The 22,642-nt window shown below is 70.7% G+C and carries 18 protein-coding genes, 1 tRNA gene and 1 other RNA gene; 11 read left to right on the plus strand and 9 right to left on the minus strand.

The window, feature by feature from the left end:
- Positions 1–27: 27 nt before the first annotated feature.
- Positions 28–768 carry an AAA family ATPase gene (locus FHS08_RS14470; RefSeq protein WP_167040632.1) on the plus strand — a complete coding sequence of 247 codons (741 nt, stop codon included), beginning with the start codon at positions 28–30 and terminating at the stop codon, positions 766–768.
- 97 nt (positions 769–865) lie between these two features.
- On the opposite strand, the gene FHS08_RS14475 is transcribed toward FHS08_RS14470, so the two are convergent.
- The 3 genes from FHS08_RS14475 to FHS08_RS14485 are packed head-to-tail and all read right to left on the minus strand — an operon-like array spanning position 866 to position 5,487.
- A complete protein-coding gene (locus tag FHS08_RS14475; protein ID WP_167040635.1) occupies positions 866–3,868 on the minus strand; it encodes a bifunctional [glutamine synthetase] adenylyltransferase/[glutamine synthetase]-adenylyl-L-tyrosine phosphorylase in 3,003 nt (1,000 codons plus the stop codon).
- Between the two features lie 17 nt (positions 3,869–3,885).
- Positions 3,886–5,223 carry a type I glutamate--ammonia ligase gene (gene glnA, locus FHS08_RS14480; RefSeq protein ID WP_167040638.1) on the minus strand — a complete coding sequence of 446 codons (1,338 nt, stop codon included), beginning with the start codon at positions 5,221–5,223 and terminating at the stop codon, positions 3,886–3,888.
- 33 nt (positions 5,224–5,256) lie between these two features.
- The gene (locus tag FHS08_RS14485; RefSeq protein ID WP_167040641.1) at positions 5,257–5,487 is read right to left on the minus strand and encodes an SPOR domain-containing protein; all 231 of its coding nucleotides are present in this window, start codon (positions 5,485–5,487) and stop codon (positions 5,257–5,259) included.
- A gap of 75 nt (positions 5,488–5,562) precedes the next feature.
- On the opposite strand from FHS08_RS14485, the gene ppgK reads away from it, so the two are divergent.
- Positions 5,563–6,327: a polyphosphate--glucose phosphotransferase gene (ppgK, locus tag FHS08_RS14490; protein WP_167040644.1), complete on the plus strand. Its 765-nt coding sequence runs from the start codon at positions 5,563–5,565 to the stop codon at positions 6,325–6,327.
- Positions 6,328–6,362: 35 nt separating this feature from the next.
- Here the strand turns inward: ppgK and rnpB are convergent.
- Positions 6,363–6,732: RNase P RNA component class A (gene rnpB / locus FHS08_RS14495), an RNA gene on the minus strand.
- Positions 6,733–6,879: 147 nt separating this feature from the next.
- Here rnpB and FHS08_RS14500 point away from each other — a divergent pair.
- Positions 6,880–7,554, plus strand: a complete 675-nt coding sequence (locus tag FHS08_RS14500; protein WP_167040648.1) for an LPXTG cell wall anchor domain-containing protein — start codon at positions 6,880–6,882, stop codon at positions 7,552–7,554.
- 10 nt (positions 7,555–7,564) lie between these two features.
- Positions 7,565–9,331 (plus strand): DUF4012 domain-containing protein, encoded by a 1,767-nt coding sequence (locus FHS08_RS14505; RefSeq protein ID WP_167040651.1) that lies wholly within the window; start codon positions 7,565–7,567, stop codon positions 9,329–9,331.
- 20 nt (positions 9,332–9,351) lie between these two features.
- Here the strand turns inward: FHS08_RS14505 and FHS08_RS14510 are convergent, their stop codons facing one another.
- Positions 9,352–11,097 carry a bifunctional 3'-5' exonuclease/DNA polymerase gene (locus FHS08_RS14510; RefSeq protein ID WP_167040654.1) on the minus strand — a complete coding sequence of 582 codons (1,746 nt, stop codon included), beginning with the start codon at positions 11,095–11,097 and terminating at the stop codon, positions 9,352–9,354.
- Between the two features lie 60 nt (positions 11,098–11,157).
- Positions 11,158–11,889, minus strand: coding sequence for a CT398-like coiled coil hairpin domain-containing protein (locus FHS08_RS14515; RefSeq protein ID WP_167040657.1), 732 nt, complete (start codon positions 11,887–11,889; stop codon positions 11,158–11,160).
- A 167-nt stretch (positions 11,890–12,056) separates the two neighbouring features.
- Between FHS08_RS14515 and FHS08_RS14520 the strand changes: the two genes are divergently transcribed.
- Entirely contained in the window at positions 12,057–13,649 is a 1,593-nt protein-coding gene (locus FHS08_RS14520) for an amino acid permease (RefSeq protein ID WP_167041809.1), read from the plus strand.
- Here the strand turns inward: FHS08_RS14520 and FHS08_RS14525 are convergent.
- Both FHS08_RS14525 and FHS08_RS14530 read right to left on the minus strand, forming a co-directional pair.
- A tRNA-Val gene (locus FHS08_RS14525) sits at positions 13,609–13,680 on the minus strand. The two genes, FHS08_RS14520 and FHS08_RS14525, sit on opposite strands and share 41 nt — an antisense overlap.
- A 23-nt stretch (positions 13,681–13,703) precedes the next feature.
- Positions 13,704–14,165, minus strand: coding sequence for a peroxiredoxin (locus FHS08_RS14530; protein ID WP_167040660.1), 462 nt, complete (start codon positions 14,163–14,165; stop codon positions 13,704–13,706).
- Between the two features lie 127 nt (positions 14,166–14,292).
- Between FHS08_RS14530 and aceE the strand changes: the two genes are divergently transcribed.
- The 6 genes from aceE to FHS08_RS14560 all read left to right on the plus strand — a co-directional run bounded on the left by aceE (position 14,293) and on the right by FHS08_RS14560 (position 21,880).
- Positions 14,293–17,022 (plus strand): pyruvate dehydrogenase (acetyl-transferring), homodimeric type, encoded by a 2,730-nt coding sequence (gene aceE / locus FHS08_RS14535; protein ID WP_167040663.1) that lies wholly within the window; start codon positions 14,293–14,295, stop codon positions 17,020–17,022.
- 8 nt (positions 17,023–17,030) lie between these two features.
- Complete coding sequence (locus FHS08_RS14540) at positions 17,031–18,251, plus strand: PucR family transcriptional regulator (protein WP_167040666.1); 1,221 nt, start codon at positions 17,031–17,033, stop codon at positions 18,249–18,251.
- Positions 18,252–18,336: 85 nt separating this feature from the next.
- Positions 18,337–19,248 (plus strand): ACP S-malonyltransferase, encoded by a 912-nt coding sequence (locus tag FHS08_RS14545; protein ID WP_167040669.1) that lies wholly within the window; start codon positions 18,337–18,339, stop codon positions 19,246–19,248.
- A complete protein-coding gene (locus FHS08_RS14550) occupies positions 19,245–20,246 on the plus strand; it encodes a beta-ketoacyl-ACP synthase III (protein ID WP_167040672.1) in 1,002 nt (333 codons plus the stop codon). The genes FHS08_RS14545 and FHS08_RS14550 overlap by 4 nt, the downstream gene beginning before the upstream one ends.
- A 75-nt stretch (positions 20,247–20,321) precedes the next feature.
- Positions 20,322–20,570, plus strand: coding sequence for an acyl carrier protein (locus tag FHS08_RS14555; RefSeq protein ID WP_013586517.1), 249 nt, complete (start codon positions 20,322–20,324; stop codon positions 20,568–20,570).
- Between the two features lie 71 nt (positions 20,571–20,641).
- Positions 20,642–21,880, plus strand: a complete 1,239-nt coding sequence (locus tag FHS08_RS14560) for a beta-ketoacyl-[acyl-carrier-protein] synthase family protein (protein WP_167040675.1) — start codon at positions 20,642–20,644, stop codon at positions 21,878–21,880.
- A 150-nt stretch (positions 21,881–22,030) separates the two neighbouring features.
- Here the strand turns inward: FHS08_RS14560 and FHS08_RS14565 are convergent, their stop codons facing one another.
- Positions 22,031–22,534 (minus strand): DUF3145 domain-containing protein, encoded by a 504-nt coding sequence (locus tag FHS08_RS14565; protein WP_167040678.1) that lies wholly within the window; start codon positions 22,532–22,534, stop codon positions 22,031–22,033.
- Positions 22,535–22,642 lie beyond the last annotated feature (108 nt).

Raw genomic sequence — 22,642 nt, forward strand, 5'->3', positions numbered from 1 at the left:
CGGACGGCGACATGACAGGATGAAGGCGTGAGCGCCAAGGTCATCGCCGTGTACAGCACGAAGGGCGGCGTCGGCAAGACCACGGCCGCCGTCAATCTCGCGTGGCAGGCCGCTTCCGAAGGGCGTTCCGTGCTGCTGTGGGACCTGGACCCGCAGGCGGCCTCGACCTGGCTGCTGCGGGTCAAGCCGCGCCTTCGCGGTGGTGTCGACGCGCTCGTGAGAGGCAAGCAGCCCGCGCACAAGGCGATCCGCGAGTCCCAGGTCGACAGGATCGACGTGCTTCCCGCCGACGAGTCGTACCGCGACCTCGAGCTCGCGCTCGGCGCCGAGAAGAAGTCCGAGACGCGCCTGGCCGCGGCTCTCAAGCCGCTCCAGAAGGCATACGACGTCATCATCCTGGACTGCCCGCCCGGTGCATCCCTCGTCGCCGAGAATGCCGTGCGGGCCGCGGATGTCGTTGTGCTCCCCCTCCTCCCGTCCGCACTGGGCCTCCGTTCGCTCGAGCAGGTTCGCGAGATCATCCGCGGCGCCTCCCGCAGGGTCGCACTCGTCGGATTCCTCAACCAGGTCGACCGCCGCAAGCGCACGCACGTGGCGGCGACCGACCGGCTCCCGCGCGAGGACAGCCAGATCAGCGACGTCTACGTTCCCGCCACGGTCGTCGTCGAGCGGATGGGCGATGCGCGCGCGCCGCTCGGCGCCTACGCTCCGACATCGGAGCCGGCGCGGGCGTACGCCCAGCTGTGGCACCTCATCCGCCGCGCGTGACGGCATCCGAGCCTGCCCGCCGCGGACGCTGCGCCCGACGAGGCGGAACTCCGTCGCATGACACGAGGCCGGCGGGGCGCGAGCGACGAGACGGCACCTACCCGTAGAACAGCTTCTCGAAGGCGCGGCGCGCACGGCGCGAAGCGCCCATCCAGTCCTCTTCGACCTGTGTCGCCGATCGCGGGGGGTATTCCAGCAATCGCCCGATGCCGTCGAGCTTGGCTCGGTCCGTCGGCATGACGTCGCTCGTCTGACCCGACAGGACCGTGTTGGCCGAGCGCAGCCGGCTCGCCAGGCGCCAGGCGTCCGCGAGACGGTCGGCGGCGGCGGCGGGGATCAACCCGGCCTCCTGCGCCGCGCGCAGAGCCGCCATCGTGGACGTCGTGCGCAGCCCGGGCACGTGGTGGGCATGCTCGAGCTGGATGAGCTGCACGAGCCACTCGACATCGCTGAGGCCGCCGGGGCCCAGCTTGAGATGGCGGCGTGGGTCCACGCCCTGCGGGAGCCGCTCGTTCTCGACCCGGGCCTTGATGCGCTTGATCTCGCGCAGGGCCTGCGGATCGACGGACCGCGGATATCGGACCTCGTCGGCGAGCGCCGTGAAGGCCCTGATGAGCTTGACGCTCCCTGCCACTCCGCGAGCCCGGAGGAGAGCCTGGGCCTCCCACGACAGGGACCAGCGGCGGTAGTACTCCGCGTAGGCCTCGAGCGAGCGGGCGACCGGGCCGTTGCGGCCCTCGGGGCGCAGGTCGGCGTCGAGCTCGAGGGGCAGGCGCCGATCGTCCGAGTGGCGGCGCAGCTCGGCCACGAGCTGAAGTGCGAGCTCGTGCGCACGCTGCGGATCGACGCCGTTCGGCCGGTACACGTACATGACATCGGCATCCGAGCCGAAGCCGAGCTCCTGGCCGCCGAAGCGTCCCATGGCGATCACCGAGAAGTCGAGGCCGTCATCCTCGGGCGGGACGACCTCGCGCCGCACGGCTCTCAGCGTGGCCTGGATCGTGACCTCGGTGATGGTCGTGAGCGACTGGGCGAGCTGCTCGACCGTGATGGCGCCGAGCAGAGCCGCCATCGCCGTGCGCAGGAGCTCCCTCCTGCGCAGCGCCCGGACGGAGCGCATCGCGTCCTCGATCGTCTCGTGCCGGGTCTGGATCGCCCGCGCCTCGGCCTGCAGGGCGACGCCCGAGCGCGGCGCGAGGAGGTCGGGATCATCGAGCCAGGCCGCCGACTCGGGGATCCACTCCATGAGCTCGCCGACGTATCGCGAGCCGGACAGCACGCGCGTGAGGCTCTCGGCGGCACCGGAGGAGTCGCGGAGCATCCTCAGGAACCAGGGGGTGTCGCCGAGCCGTTCGCTGAGGCGGCGGAAGGCGAGCAGGCCGTAGTCGGGGTCGACGCCGTCGGCGAACCACCGGATCATGACGGGCATGAGATGCCGCTGGATCGTGGCCTTGCGGCTGAGCCCGCTCGTCAGCGACGCGATGTGCCGCAGCGCGCCTGCGGGGTCGGCGAACCCGATGGCGGCGAGGCGATCGTGCGCCTGCTCGGTCGAGAGCACACGCTCGTCCGCCGAGAGCGCCGCGACGGCCGACAGGAGCGGGCGGTAGAAGAGCCGTACGTGGATGTCGCGCACCTCACGCTTGACGGCCTCCCACCGATCCCACACGGCCTCACCCGTCTCGGCGAGCCCCGTCGCCCTCGCGAGCACCCGAAGCTCCTCGGGACGCGACGGCATCAGGTGCGTGCGACGCAGCTGCCTGAGCTGCACGCGGTGCTCGAGGAGCCGCAGCAGCCGGTAGTCGCGCGCGAACGCGGCGGCGTCGGCGCGGCCGATGTATCCCTCCGCGACGAGGGCGTCGAGCGCCTCGAGGGTGCCGCGCTGGCGGATTCGCTCGTCCGTGAGCCCGTGCACCAGCTGGAGCAGCTGCACCGTGAACTCGACGTCTCGGATGCCACCCGGCCCGAGCTTGAGCTGATACGGCACATCATCGGGAGGGAGGTGCTCCGTCACCCGCTCGCGCATGCGCTGCACGCTGTCGACGAAGTTCTCGCGGGCCGCGCTGGTCCACACCTTGGGCTGCACGGCCTGCACATACGCGTCGCCGAGGGCGGAGTCGCCGGCGATCGGGCGCGCCTTCAGGAGCGCCTGGAACTCCCAGCTCTTGGCCCAGCGGTCGTAGTAGGACAGGTGCGATTCGAGCGTGCGCACGAGCGCGCCCTGTTTGCCCTCCGGACGAAGATTGGCGTCGACCTCCCACAGGGGCGGCTCGATCTCGGCGCCGGAGATGCCACGCATCGTCTGCACCGCGAGTCGGGTCGAGATGTCTACGACGCGGCTCTCGCCGATCTCCTCGAAGAGCGGCTCGGAGGCGCCGCCGACGAAGATGACGTCGACGTCGCTCACGTAGTTGAGCTCGCGGGCGCCCGTCTTGCCCATGCCGATGATCGCGAGCTGTGTCGCCGCGACCTGCTCGCGCGGGAAGAGCCCCACTCCCGCTCCCCCGACGGAGACGCGCGTGCGCGCGACGGCGAGGGATGCCTCGAGCGCCGCGCCTGCGGCATCCGCGAGCCGAGCCGCCACGGCCGCGACCTCGTCGACGGGCGAATGACTGAGCAGGTCGTAGGCGGCGATGCGTGCCAGCATGCGTCGATAGCGCACACGGAGCGCGACCCACGACTCCTCGCCGCCCCGTGCCGCGAATCCCTCCACGGCGCCGACGGACTCGAGGAGCGTCGTGCGCATCTCGTCGGCCGACGGGAGCTCGGCGCCCGCACCGACGAGGTGCGTCAGCTCCTCGGGATGGCGCAGGAAGAAGTCGGCGAACCCCGTCGACGCGCCCAGGAGCGCCCACATGGCGCGCCAGCCGCGTTCGTCGCCGCGGAGGGCCGTGATGGATGCCGCGTCCCGCCGAGCGATGCGTGCGAGGGCGCCGAGCGCGGCATCCGGATCCGCCGCGCCCGCTGCGTCCTCGGCGAGCTCGTCCCGCCCGAGGCCGAGGCTCTCCTGGAGCTCGACGAGCAGGGCCTCCGCCGCTTCGAGCCGGCCGAACCCGCGCCGAGCGAGGTCGGTGAGGGCGCTGGAGCGTTCGCTCGTGGACATCGTCTCGCGTGCGGGCTCTACAGCATCTCGAGATTGCTCTTGAGCTCGAAGTGCGTGACCTGCGAGCGGTACTCCTGCCATTCCTTGCGCTTGTTCAGCAGAACGTAGTTGAACACCTGCTCGCCGAGGGTCTCGGCGACGAGCTCGGACTCCTCCATGTGCTCGAGGGCGTGGTCGAGGCTCGCCGGCAGCGGTGCGTACCCGAGAGCGCGGCGCTCGGCATCCGTCAGAGACCACACGTTGTCCTCCGACTCGGGAGGAAGCTCGTAGCCCTCCTCGATGCCCTTCAGACCCGCGGCGAGCATGAGCGCGAAGGCGAGGTAGGGATTTGCGGCCGAGTCGACGGCGCGGTACTCGACGCGCGAGGACTGGCCCTTGTTCGGCTTGTAGAGGGGGACGCGCACGAGTGCGGAGCGGTTGTTGTGGCCCCACGTGATGAAGCTAGGCGCTTCGTCGCCGCCCCACAGGCGCTTGTAGGAGTTGACGAACTGGTTCGTGACGGCCGCGATCTCATTGGCGTGGCGGAGGAGCCCCGCGATGAACTGCCGGCCCACCTTCGACAGCTGGTACTGCGCCCCCTCTTCGTAGAAGGCGTTGACGTCGCCCTCGAACAGCGACATGTGCGTGTGCATGCCGCTGCCGGGCTTGCCGCTCAGGGGCTTCGGCATGAACGTCGCGTAGACGCCCTGCTCGATCGCGACCTCCTTGATGACGGTGCGGAACGTCATGATGTTGTCGGCCGTCGCGAGCGCGTCGGCATAGCGCAGGTCGATCTCGTTCTGCCCCGGGCCGCCCTCGTGGTGGCTGTACTCGACCGAGATCCCCAGGTCTTCCAGCATCCGCACCGATCGACGCCGGAAGTCGTGTGCCGTGCCGCCGGGAACGTTGTCGAAGTAGCCGGCGGAGTCCACAGGCTCGGGCCCATCGGGCCCGAACTGCGAGGACTTCAGCAGGTAGAACTCGATCTCCGGGTGCGTGTAGAACGTGAAGCCGGCGTCGGCGGCCTTCGCGAGCGTGCGCTTGAGCACGTGCCGCGGATCGGCGACGGCGGGCTGGCCGTCGGGCGTCGTGATGTCGCAGAACATGCGCGCCGTCGGGTCGATCTCGCCGCGCCACGGCAGCGTCTGGAACGTCGTCGGGTCGGGGTGCGCGAGCAGGTCCGACTCGTACGAGCGGGTCAGACCCTCGATCGCGCTGCCGTCGAAGCCGAGGCCCTCGGCGAACGCCCCCTCGACCTCGGCCGGTGCGATCGCCACCGACTTGAGCGTGCCGATGACATCCGTGAACCAGAGCCGGACGAACTTGACACCCCGCTCCTCGATCGTCCGCAGAACGAAGTCACGCTGCTTGTCCATCGCATCCTCTCCGGTGCCGGTCGCCGTCCCAGACTAGTGGTCGCCGCCGGTGTCGTCGGCCGCGTCATCCGACGACGTCCACTCGTCGTCACGGGCTTCCTCCTCGGCCCACGCCTTGGAGCGCTCACGGATGATCCCGAGGGCGTTCGCGGCATCCTCGGGCGTGTCGAACGGGCCTGCTCGATCGACGGAAGGCGACTCGAACCCCTTCTCGACCGCGCCCGTCCTGAGGTTGTACCAGTACTTCTCGCTGTCGTTCGTCATGCCGGGTCCTCCTCGTCGGGGCGCGCTCTCGTCGATCCTACTGATCGGTCGCACGGGTCTGGATAGGCTGAGCGCATGGCATCAGGGGCGGCGCGCGCGGTCGGCGTGGACATCGGCGGCACGGGCATCAAGGCGGGCATCGTGGATCTCGACGCGGGTGTGCTCGTGAGCGATCGGGTGAAGGTCGCGACGCCTGCGGGAGCCGAGCCGGAAGACGTGCTCCGCGCCGTCACGCAGGTGCTCGACACGCTCGGCGCGACGGACGACCACGGCATCCCGCTCGGCGTGGCGTTCCCCGCGATCGTGAAGCACGGGCGCACGCTGTCGGCGGCGAACGTGTCCGACGCGTGGATCGGATTCGAGGCCGAGAAGTTCTTCGAGGACGGGCTGGGCCGCGAGATCCACTTCGCGAACGACGCCGACGTCGCGGGCATCGCGGAGGTGCGCTACGGCGCGGCGAAGGATGTCGACGGGCTCGTCATCCTGACGACGCTGGGCACGGGCATCGGCTCCGCTCTCATCTACGACGGCGTGCTGGTGCCCAACTCGGAGCTCGGGCACGTGCAGGGGGCGAAGCGGCAGAAGGATGCCGAGGCCTACGCCGCCTACTCCGTCATGGAGCGGGAGAGCCTCACGTGGGAGAAGTGGGCGAAGCGGCTGCAGTGGTACTACAGCCACATCGAGTTCCTGTTCTCACCCGACCTGTTCATCGTCGGCGGCGGAGTGTCGAAGAACGCCCAGGAGTTCCTGCCGCTGCTCACGCTCGGCACGCCGATCGTGCCTGCCGTGCACCGCAACAACGCGGGGATCATCGGGGCCGCCGCGCTCGCCCTGGGCTGAGGCGAGCGGTTCGAGCGGGCGTCGCCTCGAGGGGGCGAATGGGCCGGCCTGTACGCCGGGTTCTGTTCCGGGGCGTGAGCCCCATCGACGGTCATCTCTCTCGGCGACACGTTGCCGTGCCGCTCCAGCGGCCTACCCGGGGACTCGGCGGGCCGCGTCGTCATCCCCTGTCTGGCCTTGCTCCGGGCGAGGTTTGCCGTGCGGGTCGTGTCACCACGACCCCGGTGGTCTCTTACACCGCCCTTTCACCCTTACCGGAGCCGAAGCCCCGGCGGTCTGCTCTCTGTGGCACTGTCTCGCGGATCGCTCCGGGTGGGTGTTACCCACCGCCCTGCCCTATGGAGCCCGGACGTTCCTCGGCGCGAGACGGCGAACCGCCCGCGACGCGACCGTCCGGCCGACCCATTCGCGTGGGCGAGTCTAGCCGAGCCACCTCCGAGCACGCCGGGCATCCCCGGCTGCGAGGGTCGCCCCCAGCCTGTAGTACCCTGGCCCTGAACCACGACCTCCCACTGGGGAGAGGTCGAGGGGCCTTTGGGGAGGCTTAGCACCATGCGCAAGTCACTTGCGGCGATCTCTGCCGCCATGCTCATCCTGCTCGCAGCACCCGCCGCCGCGTCTGCGGCGCCCGTGCCGAACGCGGCCGAAGTGCAGCCGGAGCCCGTGCAGACCGACGACGGCTACACGCCGACCGAACCGCGGACCCCGACACTCGCGGGCTCCACGGCCGTCGGCGAATGCGAGCACGACGTCCCGTGGATCCACTTCTCCGTCACCCTCGTCGACCCCGACTCGATCTCGACGGGCCACACGGCCAGACTCGTGCTGTCGGACGGCACCCACAGCACGACGGTCGAGCTCGGCGAGCTCCAGGACAACCATCTCGAGGGCTCCGTGCTGTGGCCCGGAGCGTCGGTCGACTCCCGAGGCGTCGCCGACGGCTGGCCCGGGTGGGAGTTCGTCGGCGGCCAGTGGGTCGAGACGGACGGCAACTTCCGCTGGACCCGCGGTGCGATCACAGCGTCGATCCAGGTCAACCCGGAGCTTGCGGTCGCGCTGTCGTATCCGCCCACGACGCCGCTCTGCGCGACGGATCCCCGCGGCGGCTCGCTGCCCGCGACGGGCGTGTCTGCCGCCGTGGTGCCGCTCGGGATCGCCGGCGGCGTGATCGTGGTGCTCGGCGTGGTCCTCGTGGCCGTGCGTCGACGGGCCCGCGGCCGACTCTGAGCGGGTCGTCGTGCCGCGATTGAGCACGCGGACGCTTGTCGCGGTCTGCGGCGCGCTCCTGGCGGTGCTGGTCGCCGGATTCGCATGGGTCGGGGTGCGTGCGTATCTCGCGAAGGGTGAGCTCGAGGCGCTCGTCCCGGTCGCGGGCGACCTCGTCGACGCGGCGGATGCCCGGGACCTCGATCGCCTCGGCCGCGCAGCAGACACGCTCGCGAGCCATGCGTCCGCCGCGTGGACGCTGACGCGCGACCCCGCGTGGGGAGTCGCCCAGGCGATGCCCGTGCTGGGGCCCAACTTCGGCGCCGTGCGGACCGTCGCCGCGAACCTGTCCGCGGTCTCGACATCCGCCGTCGGACCCATGCTCGAGCTCGCGGCGGACGTCCAGCACGACGATGACACCGAGGCCGACGGCTTCGATCTCGCACTCGTCGAACGGGCTCAGCAGCCGCTCGCGGGCGCCGCGTCCGCGCTCGCGACCGCCGACCGGGAGCTGAGCGGGATCCACGGCGACCAGCTCCTCGCTCCCCTCGCGGACGGCGTGAGCCGGCTCTCGTCGGCGATCGCGCAAGCGTCTCCCCTCGTCACCTCGCTGTCGCGCGCGGCCGAGGTGCTGCCCGGGATCCTGGGCGCGGAGGGCGCGCGCAGCATCCTGTTCGTTCTGCAGAATCCTGCCGAGCCGCGCACAGGAGGCGGCGTCACGGGTGCGTTCGCCCTGCTGGAGGCCGACGACGGCAGGCTCTCGCTCGTCGCGCAGGCCGACTCGGGCGTCTTCCCTGGCCGCGCCGAACCCATCGTGCCCATCCCCGACTCGACCGTCGCGCTCTATGGCGACGTCGTGGGCCGCTTCGTGCCCAACACGTCGATGCCCGCCGACTTCACGCTCGCAGCGCGCCTCGCCTCGGCGTGGTGGCAGGAGCACTCGGGCACCGCACCTGACGCCGTCGTCTCGCTGGACCCCCGTGTGCTGGCCGCGCTCCTGGAGGTGACGGGTCCCGTCACGCTCGCCGACGGGTCCGAGGTCGACTCGGCGAACCTCGTGCAACGAGTCGCCGTCGACGCGTACTTCGAGCTCGACCGCGATGCGCAGACCGAGTTCCAGCAGGGCGTCACGCAGACCGTCCTCTCCCACGTGATGTCCGGCGGAATCGACATCCTGGCGTGGATCGAGGCTTTGGCGCCCGTGATCGACGAGGGACGGCTCTCGGTCTGGAGCGCTCACGACGATGAACAGAGGCTGCTCGCGGACGGCGCGCTGGCGGGGCCCGCTGCACGCCACACCGCTGCGGGCGCGGACGGCTTCGCGCTGTATCTGAACGATGCGACGGCGGGCAAGATGGGCATCTTCCTCGAGGCGGATGCCGGGATCGGATCGGTCGAGTGCCGGCCGGACGGTCGACGCGACGTCGTGGTGCGCGTGCTCCTCACGAACATCGCGCCCGCAGACGCCGGCGCGGAGTTCCCCTGGTGGGTCACAGGCGGCGGTCTGGAGGGGACGGAGCCGGGTCACATCGCGCTCGACGTCACGGTCGCCGCGCCGCCGGGCTCGTTCTTCGGCGGCGTCACGCGGGACGGCGAACTCGCGCCGTCGACGAACGTCGTGGATGCCGGATTCCCGTCGTCGCTCGCTCGGGTCGACATCGCTCCCGGCGGCACCACCGTCGTCGAGGCGCGGTTCACGATGGCGGATCCGCGCGATGTGGCGCCCGTGCTGCTCACGACTCCTCTGCTGCGGGACGTGTCGGTCGACGACGCCTTCTCCGCAGCGTGCGCGGGCTGAGCGCCACGGGAGGCTGAGCGTCACTCCTTGAGCGCCGTCGGCGCGATGCGCAGGTCGAGCGGGAAGTCCAGCGGGAAGTCCCCGAACAGCAGCCGACCGGCTGCCGCTGCCGACGCCCGAACGGCCTCGGCGACCTCCTCCGCGCGAGCGGCAGGCGTGTGGACGATGACCTCGTCGTGGAGGAAGAAGGCGAGGTGCGGCCGCGTCGCGAAGGCCGGTCCCGAGCGGGGGGCGGCATCCTGAGCCCCGACGGGGGCCATGTCCGCGAGCCGCGTGCGCAGGTCGGCGAGCCAGGCGAGCGCCCACTCGGCGGCGGTCCCCTGGACGACGAAGTTGCGCGTGAACCGGCCCCGGTCACGCGCCCAGCGCCGTGCGCGCGTCTCGTCCGCCTGAGAGGCCTGGGCCTCCGTGGCCTGCGACTGCGCCGCCGACCACTGCAGCGAGGGAGCCGGCGCCGTGCGCCCGAGCCACGTGCGCACGACTCCGCCGTCCTCCCCCGTGCGCGCGGCCTCGTCGACGAGCGCCATCGCGCGCGGGAAGGTCCGCCGCAGGCGGGGCACAAGCCGGCCGCTGTCGCCCGTCGTCGCGCCGTACATGGCTCCGAGCATCGCGATCTTGGCCTCCGAGCGGGTCGTCACGGCCCCCGCGGCGACGACTCCCGCGTAGAGGTCGCGACCCCGTGCCGCGTCGGCGAGGGCCGTGTCGCGTGACATCGCGGCCAGGACGCGCGGCTCCAGCTGGGCGACGTCGGCGACGACGAAGAGCCAGCCGGGATCGGCGCGCACGGCCTCACGCAGACGCCGAGGAAGCTGCAGCGCGCCGCCTCCGGATGACGCCCAGCGCCCTGTCACGACCCCGCCGGGCACGTAGACGGGACGGAACCTGCCGTCATGGACCCACTCCGACAGCCACGTCCAGCCGTTCGCGGTGAGCAGTCGCATCAGCTGCTTGTACTCCAGGAGCGGAGCGATGACGGGATGCCGCTGCTCGGCCAGCTCCCACTTCGACGTGGACTCGACCAGCACCCCGACGCGATGCAGCGAGCGAAGGAGCTTCGGCTGCGAGTCGAGACTCGCCGAGGGATCCCCGAGGGCGTCGCGCACGCGCGCCGCGAGCTCGTCGACGCGGGCGGGGTTTCCGCCTCCGGCCGGGCGTCGTCCCAGTACCTCGGTGAGGATCCGGTCGTGCACCGCGGCATCCCATGGCAGCCCGGCAGCGCGAAGCTCGGCCGCCACCAGGGCACCCGCCGACTCTGCGGCGAGGAGCAGGCGAAGCCGACCTGGCTCCGAGGCGGCCGCGGCGGCCCTGCGCTGCCTCGCGAACTCGGCGAGGGCGTCCTCGAGCCGGTCGGGCAGCGTCGTCGGACCCGCCGCCGTGTCGGCCTCGATCTCGAACAGCGCCGGCGCGCCCGCGACCGCATCGACGAGGGCGGCGGCATCCCACTGCCGTGCCGCTCGCAGTCCGGCGTCGTCGTGGACGAGCGAGGAGTCCCGCAGGATCGCATGGCACAGCCGCAGGTCGTGGCATCGCGCGACGCGGATGCCGGCCGCGAGGAGCTCGGCGTACCACGCCGGCGTGTCGTGCCACACCCACCGCGGGGCGGCGTCCGCCTCGACGCGAGCGATCCACTCGAGCCGGCCGTTCGCGGTCAGGGCGCGGCGTCCGAGCTCGACGCCCTCCGCGTCGAGGAGCGCTGCCGCGACCCCGTCCTCCGTCCGGCCCAGGACGACCCAGGTCGCGGCGTCAGCGCTGTCCACGGCAGGCATCGCGCCCGACGGGACGGTCGGACGGTCCGCCGGGGCGCACGTCGTCCCGGGGCGTCCGGCTCACAGCCCGGACTCCTCCGTGCGCACGAGGATGCAGCCGCACTCGGGGCACGTCACGACGGCGTCCTCCGCGGCCTGGCGCAGCGACTGGATGTCGGTGCCCGAGAGCACCATGCGGCATCCCTCGCACGTCCCGCGCCGCAGGAGCGCAGCGCCCGCGCTGCGAGACGCGACCTTCGTGTAGAGGCCGAGGAGGTCGGCGGAGACGCCCTGAGCGATCGCCGCCCGATCGCGCGTCGCCTGCTCGAGGCTCGCCGTCGCCTCCGCGACGATGCGCTTGCCCTGGGCGCTCAGCTCCGTGCCCTCGGCGTTCGTCGCGGCGATGAGCTCCTCCTGCTCCGCCACGGCCGCGTCTGCCAGCTCCAGCCGAGCCATGACCTCGAGCTCGCCGTCCTCGAGATCGCTCTTGCGACGTGCGAGCGACGCGAGCTCGCTCTCGAGGCTCTGCGCCTCCTTCGGGTTGGAGGATGCCGCAAGCCGCTCGCGATCGCGCGCGCTGCGCGCATCGACCACCGCGACATCGGACTCGATGCGGCTGAGCTCCGCGCGAAGGTCGTCGCGCGCGCCGAGACGGGCCGTGAGCTCCTGCGTCAGCTCCTGCCGTCGCGCGAGCAGCTCGTGCACGCGTCCTGCCTGCGGCGGGTTCTTGCGCGTGTGCTCCGTCTGGCGGATGCGCGCGTCGAGGTCGGCGATGTCGAGGAGTCGGCGCTGGTCGGCGGGGCTGGCGTTCACGTGTCCAAACTACCTCCCGGCGTCGCGGTGCGAGCAGCCGTGCGGCGACGGCGGGGCGATCGGCCTCGTCGCTCGGCGCTGACGGGAGCGCCGGACCGGGCGGGGTGTCGGAGCCCGCACGCGCGGGTCTAGCATTCAGGCACTGTTGCGGACGAGGGGTTGATGCGATGAATCTCATGCGGACGAAATCGGTCGAGCAGTCGATCGCCGACACCGACGAGCCGGAGTTCCGGCTCAAGAAGTCGCTCAGCGCGCTCGACCTCACCGTCTTCGGCGTCGGCGTCGTGATCGGCGCGGGGATCTTCACGCTCACGGGACGGGCGGCCCACGAGGTCGCAGGACCGGCGATCGTCGTCAGCTTCGTCGTCGCCGCGATCGCGTGCGGCCTCGCCGCCATGTGCTACGCGGAGTTCGCGTCGACCGTGCCGGTCTCGGGCTCGGCCTACACGTTCTCGTACGCGTCGCTCGGAGAGCTGTTCGCGTGGATCATCGGATGGGATCTCATCCTGGAGATGTTCCTCGGCGCGAGTGTCGTGGCGCAGGGATGGAGCGCGTATCTCGGGCTGTTCCTCGACCAGCTCGGCATCCACATCCCCGATGCGATCGGCTACGGCGGCACCGTGGATCTCATGGCGATCCTCCTCGTCGTCGTGCTCGGGGGCCTCATGACCTTCGGCATCAAGGAGTCGCTGCGGGTCAACCTCGTGCTCGTGGCGGTGAAGATCTTCATCGTGCTGTTCGTCATCGTCGCGGGCATCCAATTCGTCAATCCCGCGAACTACTCGCCGTTCGTCCCGGATGCCGCGCCCCGCGAGACCGGGACGGGACTCACGCAGCCGCTTCTCCAGTTCCTCTCGGGCATCGAGCCCGCCGCGTTCGGAGTCGGCGGCATCTTCGCCGGCGCGGCGCTCGTCTTCTTCGCGTACATCGGGTTCGACGTCGTCGCGACCACCGCCGAGGAGACGAAGAATCCGCAGCGCGACCTCCCGATCGGGATCATCGCGTCGCTCGTCATCTGCACCGTCCTGTACTGCGCCGTCGCGCTCGTCGTCACCGGAATGGTGTCGTACGACGAGCTGGACCCCGCAGCGGCCCTCGCCAACGCCTTCGCGTATCACGGCCAGGCGTGGATGGCCACGCTCATCTCGGCCGGGGCCGTCGCCGGGCTCACCACCGTCGTGCTGACGCTGCTCATCGGCGCGACGCGCATCATCTTCGCGATGTCGCGCGACGCGCTGCTGCCGCAGCGGCTCGCGAAGGTGCACCCCCGCTATCGCACGCCGTGGGTCATCTCGATCGTCGTGACCGCGGTCGTGGCCGTCGTCGCCGGCTTCACGCCGATCGGCATCCTGGAGGAGATGGTGAACATCGGCACGCTGTCGGCGTTCGTCCTCGTGTCCGTCGGCGTCATCGCGCTGCGCCGCCGCCGGCCGGATCTGCCGCGCGCGTTCCGTGTGCCGCTGAACCCGTGGCTTCCCGCGCTGTCCGCGATCATCTGCACGTACCTCATGCTCAACCTCACGGTCGAGACGTGGCTGCGCTTCGTGATCTGGCTCGTCATCGGCTTCGCGATCTACTTCGCGTACTCGCAGCGGCGCTCGCGCCTCGGCAAGGACACGGCCGTCTACTACAACCCCGCTCTTCCCGACCTGGTCTCGGGTCCCGCGAACGCCGCGCGGCGCGAGGTCGCCGAGCAGGATGCGGTGGCAGGGGATGCCGTGGGCGATGACGGATTCGAACCGCCGACCCGCTCCGTGTAAAGGAGAAGCTCTACCGCTGAGCTAATCGCCCCACAGCACGATCGTAGGACACCTCTACAGCGTCGCGAGCGCCTCGCGGTAGCCGTCCAGCGGACGCACGACGGTGGTGTCGGGGGTGACGACGCTCCAGCGGACGGCGCCCTCCGTGTCGATGAGGAAGCTCGCCCGCGCCGCGATGCCTCGATCGCGCAGGAACACGCCGTAGGCGCCGGCGACCTCGCCATGGGGCCAGAAGTCGGACACGAGGTCGAAGCCGTACCCCTGCTGCTCGGCCCACGCGCGAAGCGAGTGGTGGCTGTCGACCGAGATGCCGATGACGCGCACGGCGGCATCCTGGAACACCCCGATGTTGTCGCGGATCTCGCACAGCTCCGCCTGACAGCGGCCGGAGAACGCGAGCGGGAAGAACACGAGGACGACAGGAGACCCGCGCCACGCGTCGCTCAGCGTGAGGGTTCCCCCCGCCGCCGCGGGCAGGGTGAAGTCGGGTGCCTGGTCGCCGGTCCGGATCGTCATGACGACCATCCTGACACTCGAGGACTCACTAAGCTGGTGGATGGTGCGTTGTCTGTGCTGAACAAAGCCGGCCGCACCTGAAGCCGCATTCCCTGGCACGACCTGCCAGACGACGAAAGGTCTCCCCGTGACCGTCAACGACCAGGATCCGTACTCGCAGGGCCCACTCGACAGCGACCCAGAAGAGACCTCCGAGTGGCAGGAGTCGCTTCAGCAGCTCGTCGACGCGAAGGGGCCGGGGCGCGGTCGCGAGATCATGCTGAGCCTCCTGCAGACCTCGCACGAGCTTCAGCTCAACGTGCCGCAGGTGCCGACGACCGACTACATCAACACCATCGCGCCCGAGAACGAGCCCGAGTTCCCCGGTGACGAGGAGATCGAGCGTCGGTACCGGCTCTGGATCCGCTGGAACGCGGCGCTCACGGTGCACCGCGCGCAGCGCCCCGGCATCGGCGTCGGCGGGCACATCTCGACGTACGCCTCGTCCGCGTCTCTGTACGAGGTGGGCTTCAACCACTTCTTCCGCGGGCTCGACGACCCGTCGGGCGGCGACCAGGTCTTCATCCAGGGACACGCCTCCCCCGGCATCTACGCCCGCTCGTTCCTCGAGGGGCGCCTGACCGAGCAGCAGCTCGACGGCTTCCGGCAGGAGAAGTCGAAGGCGCCGCTCGGACTGCCGTCGTACCCGCACCCGCGGCTCATGCCCGACTACTGGCAGTTCCCCACCGTCTCGATGGGTCTCGGGCCCATCAACGCCATCTATCAGGCGATGACGAACAAGTACCTCACGAACCGAGGCATCAAGGACCTGTCCGACGCGAAGGTGTGGGCGTTCCTCGGAGACGGCGAGATGGACGAGGTCGAGAGCCGCGGCCAGCTCCAGGTCGCGGCGAACGAGGGCCTCGACAACCTCATCTACGTCGTCAACTGCAACCTGCAGCGCCTCGACGGCCCTGTGCGCGGCAACGGCAAGATCATCCAGGAGCTCGAGAGCTTCTTCCGCGGCGCGGGATGGAACGTCATCAAGGTCGTGTGGGGTCGCGGCTGGGACGAGCTGCTCGACAAGGACACGGACGGCGCCCTCGTGCGCCTCATGAACACGACGCCCGACGGCGACTTCCAGACGTACCGCGCCGAGGACGGGAAGTTCATCCGCGACCACTTCTTCGGCCGCGACGAGCGCACCGCGAAGATGGTCGAGGACTGGTCGGACGACGACATCTGGGGCAAGCTCCGCCGCGGCGGCCTCGACTACCAGAAGGTCTACGCCGCCTACAAGACGGCCGTCGAGCACAAGGGGGCGCCGACCGTCATCCTCGCGAAGACGATCAAGGGCTATGGTCTCGGCCACCACTTCGAGGGGCGCAACGCGACCCACCAGATGAAGAAGATGACCCTCGAGGACCTCAAGCACTTCCGCGACTCGATGCGCATCCCGATCACGGATGCCCAGCTCGAAGAGAACCCGTACGTCCCGCCCTACTACAACCCCGGCCCCGAGGACGAGACGATCCAGTACATGGTCGAGCGTCGCCGCGCGCTCGGCGGCTTCCTGCCCGAGCGCCGCTCGCACCACGTCGGCCTCTCTCTTCCCGGAGACGACACGTACGCCCTTCCCAAGAAGGGATCGGGCACGCAGGAGGTCGCCACGACGATGGCCTTCGTCCGCCTGCTCAAGGATCTGCTGCGGGCCAAGGACTTCGGCCACCGGATCGTGCCGATCATCCCCGACGAGGCGCGCACGTTCGGCATCGACGCGTTCTTCCCGAACGCCAAGATCTACAACCCGCACGGCCAGAACTACACGTCGGTCGACCGAGAGCTCCTCCTGGCCTACAAGGAGAGCCCCCAGGGTCAGATCCTGCACGTCGGCATCAACGAGGCGGGCGCTGTCGCGGCCTTCACCGCGACCGGCACGTCCTACGCGACGCACGGCGAGCCGCTCATCCCGATCTACGTCTTCTACTCGATGTTCGGCTTCCAGCGCACGGGCGACGCGCAGTGGGCCGCGGGCGACCAGATGGCACGCGGGTTCATCATCGGCGCGACCGCCGGCCGCACGACGCTGACGGGCGAAGGACTCCAGCACGCAGACGGCCACTCGCACCTGCTCGCGTCGACGAACCCCGCGACGGTGTCGTACGACCCCGCATACGGCTACGAGATCGCGCACATCGTGCGCTCCGGCATCGAGCGGATGTACGGCGGCAACCACCCCGATCCCAACGTCATGTACTACCTCACGGTGTACAACGAGCCGCTCGTGCAGCCCGCCGAGCCGGCGGACGTCGACGTCGAGGGCATCGTCCGCGGCATCCACCGCATCTCGGTCGGCGAGGGCGACGGGCCGCGCGTGCAGCTGCTCGCGTCTGGCGTTGGCGTGCCCTGGGCGAAGGAGGCGCAGGAGCTCCTCAAGAACGACTGGGGCGTCATCGCCGACGTGTGGTCGGTGACGTCGTGGACCGAGCTGCGCCGCGACGGCCTCGCCGCCGACGAGCACAACTTCCTGCACCCGAGCGAGCAGCCGCGCACGGCGTACATCACGGAGAAGCTGCGCGATGCGCAGGGTCCCGTCATCGCCGTCAGCGACTTCATGCACGCGGTGCAGGATCAGATCCGCCCGTGGGTTCCGCAGCGTTTCGCGACGCTCGGCGCCGACGGCTTCGGGTTCTCCGACACACGCCCCGCGGCTCGTCGCTTCTTCAAGATCGACGGCCCGTCGGTCGTCGTCCGGGCACTCCAGTCGCTCGCCGAGGAGGGCGTCGTCGACCGCGGCCTCTCCCAGCAGGCGATCGACAAGTACCGCCTGCACGACGTGTCGGCCGGCACGAGCGGCAACGCGGGCGGGGAGAGCTGAGCGAGCGGATGCCTGCACCCTCGGCGCCGAAGGAGAAGGCCGAGACGCTCGCGTGGCTGCGACGCATCTCGGGTGACCTGGCGACCGCCACGATCAAGCGGCTCGAGGAGTCGCTCCCGTGGTACGCGGACATGCCGCCGGCGCGACGATCGGCCGTCGGGCTCGTCGCGCAGGCGGGCATCTCGTCCTTCATCCAGTGGTTCGAGGACCCGAACTCGACGCCCTGGATCGCGGCGGACATCTTCGCGGCGGCCCCGCGCGAGCTGCTGCGCAGCGTGAGCCTGCAGCAGACACTGCAGCTGATCCGCGTGACGGTCGAGGTCACCGAGGAGCGCGTCGCGAGCAAGGGCGAGAACGTGCGCGAGGCGATCCTGCTCTACTCCCGCGAGGTCGCCTTCGCCGCCGCCGACGTGTACGCGCGCGCCGCCGAGACGCGCGGACTGTGGGATGCGCGACTCGAGGCGCTCGTCGTCGACTCGATCCTCACGGGCGAGGCCGACGAAGAGCTGCCGAGTCGGATCGCCGCACTCGGCTGGCACGGGCACGGCGAGGTCGCGGTGCTGGTCGGGACGACGCCTCCGCAGTTCGACGTCGACCAGCTCCGCCGCACGGCGCGCAAGCTGGGCGTCGACGTGCTCATCGGTGTGCAGGGGTCTCGGCTCGTGCTCGTGATCGGCCGTGCGGAGTCCTCGGCGAAGGGTGATGAGCCGACGACGGAGCTGCCGTTCCCCGACATCGCGAAGCGACTCGAGCCCGGCTTCGGCGCAGGTCACCTCGTCCTCGGCCCGCCTGTTCCCGCCCTCGTCGACTCGAGCCTGAGCGCACGGGCCGCTCTCGCGGGCTTCGCCGTTGCGAAGGCCTGGCGGCATGCGCCCAGGCCCGTCGAAGCGGACGACCTCCTTCCCGAGCGCGCGCTCGCGGGCGATCCGCTCGCGAAGCAGACGCTCGTCGAGCGGATCTACCGGCCGCTGCAGGCGCACAGCGCCGATCTCGTCGCGACGCTGTGGAGCTACCTCGACAACGGCCGGTCGCTCGAGGCGACGGCTCGCGAGCTGTTCGTGCATCCCAACACGGTCCGGTACCGGCTCAAGCGCGTCTCCGAGGTGATCGGGTGGGACGCGACGGGTCCGCGCGAAGCGCTCATCCTCCAGACGGCGCTCATCCTGGGGTCGATCGGAACAGAGGCGACGCGGAGACGCCCGGCCCCCTCGCGTCGATCGCACCCGTGACGCTGTACGGCACGCACAAAGCCCCTGGCCATTCTTGTGCCGTGATCGCCAGAAGTACCGCTTCGATCCTTGGCAGGATGGTGAGATGATCATTGCGGTCTTCCCCGGGCAGGGCTCCCAGTCCCCCGGTTTCCTCGATCCGTGGCTCGAGCTCGACGGTGTCTCCGACCGGCTCGCGGCCTATTCCGAGTGGGCAGGCGTCGACCTCGTGGCGGCCGGCACGGAGTGGGATGCCGACCGCATCCGCGACACGCAGGTCGCGCAGCCGCTCATCGTCGCTGCGAGCCTGCTGTCGTGGAACGCCCTCCGCGACCGCGGTCGCATCGCGGGCGTCGCGGGGCACTCCGTCGGAGAGTTCGCCGCCGCGGCGGCGGCCGGCGTGCTGACGGAGGAGGACGCGCTCCGGCTCGTGGGGATCCGCGGAAGGGCGATGGCGGATGCCGCAGCCCCCGCGCCGACCGGCATGAGCGCCGTCATCGGGGGGGACGAGGCATCCGTCGTCTCCCGCCTCGAGGAGCTCGACCTGACCCCCGCCAACTACAACGGCGGAGGCCAACTCGTCGCCGCGGGCGCCCTCGCAGCGCTGCAGGCCCTCGCGGCCGAGCCGCCCGCCGGCACGCGGGTCATCCCGCTGCAGGTCGCCGGCGCGTTCCACACGCGGTACATGGCGCCCGCCGTGGAGGTCCTGCGCTCTGCGGCCGCCGAGGCCGACGTGTCCGACCCCGGTGTGACGCTGTGGACGAACCGCGACGGGTCGGCCGTGGCATCCGGAGCCGTGTTCCGCGACCTCCTCGTCGAGCAGGTCGCATCCCCCGTGCGCTGGGATCTGTGCATGGCCTCGTTCGCCGACGCAGGAGTCTCGGGCATCGTCGAGCTCTCGCCCGCAGGCACGCTCGTGGGCCTCGCGAAGCGCGCGCTGCGCGGCACGCCGTCCGTCGCCGTCAAGACCCCGGCCGACCTCGTCGCCGCCGCCGAACTCACGGGAGCAACCGCATGACCGTCTCGCTCGTCCAGCCCACGGGCGTCGCCCACACCCGGATCTACGCGTACGGGGCCGCACGCGGCGAGAACTTCGTCCCCAACGACGACCTCGTCGGCCCCATCGACTCGAGCGACGAGTGGATCCGCCAGCGCACGGGCATCGTGACGCGCGTGCGCGCCGACACGTCGACGACGGCCGTCGACCTGGCGACGGATGCCGCGCGCGAAGCGGTCGAGAAGTCCGGAGTGCCGGCCGATCAGATCGACGCCGTCATCATCGCGACGATCTCGAACCCCAAGCAGACGCCGTCCGTCTCGGCGATCGTCGCCGACCGCATCGGCGCGAACCCCGCCGCCGCGTACGATCTCAACGCCGCCTGCGCAGGCTTCGCCTACGGCGTCGCACAGGCGGACGCCCTCATCCGCGGCGGCATCGTGCGCTACGCCGTCGTCGTGGGCGCAGAGAAGCTCAGCGACATCGTCGACCCGACCGACCGCAGCATCTCGTTCCTGCTCGGCGACGGGGCGGGCGCCGCGGTCGTAGGCCCGAGCGACACGCCCGGCATCGGCCCGACGGTGTGGGGCTCAGACGGGTCCCGTGCCGACGCAGTCGGGATGAATCACACCCTCGTGGAGTTCCGCGACGGCGAGGCGGAGTGGCCGACGCTGCGCCAGGAGGGTCCGACCGTGTTCCGGTGGGCCGTGTGGGAGATGGTGAAGGTCGCCCGCCAGGCCCTGGAGGCGGCGGGGATCGAGGCATCCGACCTCGCGGCGTTCGTGCCGCACCAGGCGAACATGCGGATCATCGACGAGTTCGCCAAGCAGCTGAAGCTCCCCGACACCGTGGTGATCGGCCGCGACATCGAGACGACCGGCAACACGTCTGCGGCATCCATCCCGCTCGCGACGCACCGCCTGCTCGAGGAGCACCCGGAGCTCAGCGGCGGCCTCGCGCTGCAGATCGGCTTCGGCGCGGGCCTCGTGTTCGCGGCGCAGGTCGTCGTGCTCCCCTGACCCGAAACCCCCCAGACCTAGACTGAACGCGACCCGGCCCGGGTCGCGGGACCACCCGAAGAACAGGAGATACCCATGGCATTCACGAACGACGAGGTCCTCGCCGGACTCGCCGAGCTCATCACCGACGAGACCGGCATCTCGGCCGACGAGGTCGCGCTCGAGAAGTCGTTCACCGACGACCTCGACATCGACTCGATCTCGATGATGACGATCGTCGTGAACGCGGAGGAGAAGTTCGGCGTCACCATCCCCGACGACGAGGTCAAGAACCTCAAGACCGTCGGCGACGCCGTCACGTTCATCACGTCGAACCAGGCGTAGCACCGCTCCGGTGGGGGCGCGAGGCCGTTTCGCACAGCGCCCCCACCGGCCCAACGGAGGACCCACAGCATATGAGCACGTCACGCATCGTCGTCACCGGCATCGGCGCGTCGTCCCCTATCGGCGGCACGGCACCCGAGAGCTGGTCGGCGCTCCTCTCCGGCGCCTCGGGCACGCGCACGCTCGAACACGACTGGGTGGAGGAGTACCAGCTGCCCGTCACGTTCGCCGCAGAGGCGCTCGTGCGTCCCGAGACGGTCCTGGAGCGTCCCGTCGCGAAGCGCCTCGACCCCTCGTCGCAGTTCGCGCTGGTCGCCGCACTGGAGGCGTGGGCGGATGCCGGAAGCCCCGACGTCGAGCCCGAGCGTCTGGGTGTCGACTTCGCGACAGGCATCGGCGGCGTCTGGACCCTCCTGGACGCGTGGGACACGCTCCGGGAGAAGGGCCCCCGCCGCGTCATGCCGATGACGGTGCCGATGCTCATGCCCAACGCGGCGGCAGGCAATCTCTCTCTGCACTTCAACGCCCGCGCCTTCGCCCGGACGGTCGCCAGCGCGTGCGCCTCGAGCACGGAGTCGATCGTCAACGCCGTCGAGCACCTGCGCGCGGGTCTCGCCGACGTCGTGATCGCGGGCGGCACGGAGTCGGCCATCCACCCCATCACGGTCGCGGCGTTCTCATCGATGCAGGCGCTGTCCAGGCGCAACGACGATCCGTCGCATGCTTCGCGCCCCGGCAGCATCGATCGCGACGGCTTCGTCATGGGCGAGGGCGCGGGGGTCCTCATCCTCGAGACCGAGGAGCATGCGAAGGCCCGCGGTGCGAAGATCTACGCCGAGGTGGTCGGCGGCGGCGTCACGGCGGACTCGTATCACATCACGGCGAACGACCCCGAGGGCGTCGGCGCGGAGCGCGCCGTCAAGCTCGCGCTCTCGATGGCGGATGCCTCCCCCGACGACGTGACGCACGTCAACGCGCACGCCACGTCGACCCCCGTCGGCGACCCCAACGAGTACAAGGCGCTGAGGACCGTCTTCGGCGCGCGGATCGACGAGATCCCCGTGTCGGCGACGAAGGCCTCGACGGGCCACCTGCTCGGCGGCACGGGAGCGCTCGAGGCGATCTTCACGGTGCTCGCGCTGCGGGATCGGACCGCTCCCCCGACGATCAACATCACGACCCCCGACCCCGAGGTGCCGTTCCGCATCTCGGGAGAGCCGCAGCCGCTCGGCGCGGGTCAGCAGCTCGCCATCAGCAACTCGTTCGGCTTCGGCGGTCACAACGCCGTCGCCGCGTTCGCGTCGGTCTAGTCGCCTGCACACGAAGACGCCCCCGGGGAAGCCGGCCGGGGGCGTCTGTCGTGTCAGGCGGTGATTCGCGGTCCCGGTCTCCGGGAAGTCGTCCTCCGACGACCGGTAGTGGCGCCTCGAACCGCCTGAGGCTGTGGAGTCGTCCGACGGTCAGCCGACCTTGTGGAGCCACACGACCGGCGCGTCGTCGCTCGCGTGGCGGAACGGCTCGAGCTCTTCGTCCCACGCCGAGCCGAGTGCGACCTGCAGCTCGCGCTGCAGCTCGAGCGGATCGCCCGCGGCGACCTCGATCGCGTACCGGACGCGATCCTCGCCGATCACGACGTTGCCCGCGGTGTCGGTCTGCGCATAGTGGATGCCGAGTCCCGGGGTGTGCAGCCATCGTCCGCCGTCGCTGCGCGGCGTCGGGTCTTCCGTCACTTCGAAGCGCAGGTGCTCCCACCCGCGGATCGCCGTCGTGAGGGCTGCGCCCGTTCCGGCGGCACCCTCCCAGTAGAACTCGGCACGGCGGCTGCCGTCGAGGATCGGCTGGTCCGCCCAGTCGAAGTTCACGGGGCGCCCGAGGGCACGCCCCACCGCCCACTCCAGGTGGGGGCACAGCGCTCGTGGCGCGGAGTGGATGTAGATCACTCCGCGCGCCTGCGGTGTCGCCATGGTCTCTCCGTTCGTTCCAGGTACGTCTTCCCCTACGACCTGGACCACGGATGCCGCGGCGTGCTGTTCGGTTGTGCTCAGGGTCATTATGACCCACCCGCGCACGGA

It is taken from the genome of Microbacterium ulmi (assembly GCF_011759705.1).
In the GTDB taxonomy this organism is placed as follows: domain Bacteria; phylum Actinomycetota; class Actinomycetes; order Actinomycetales; family Microbacteriaceae; genus Microbacterium; species Microbacterium ulmi.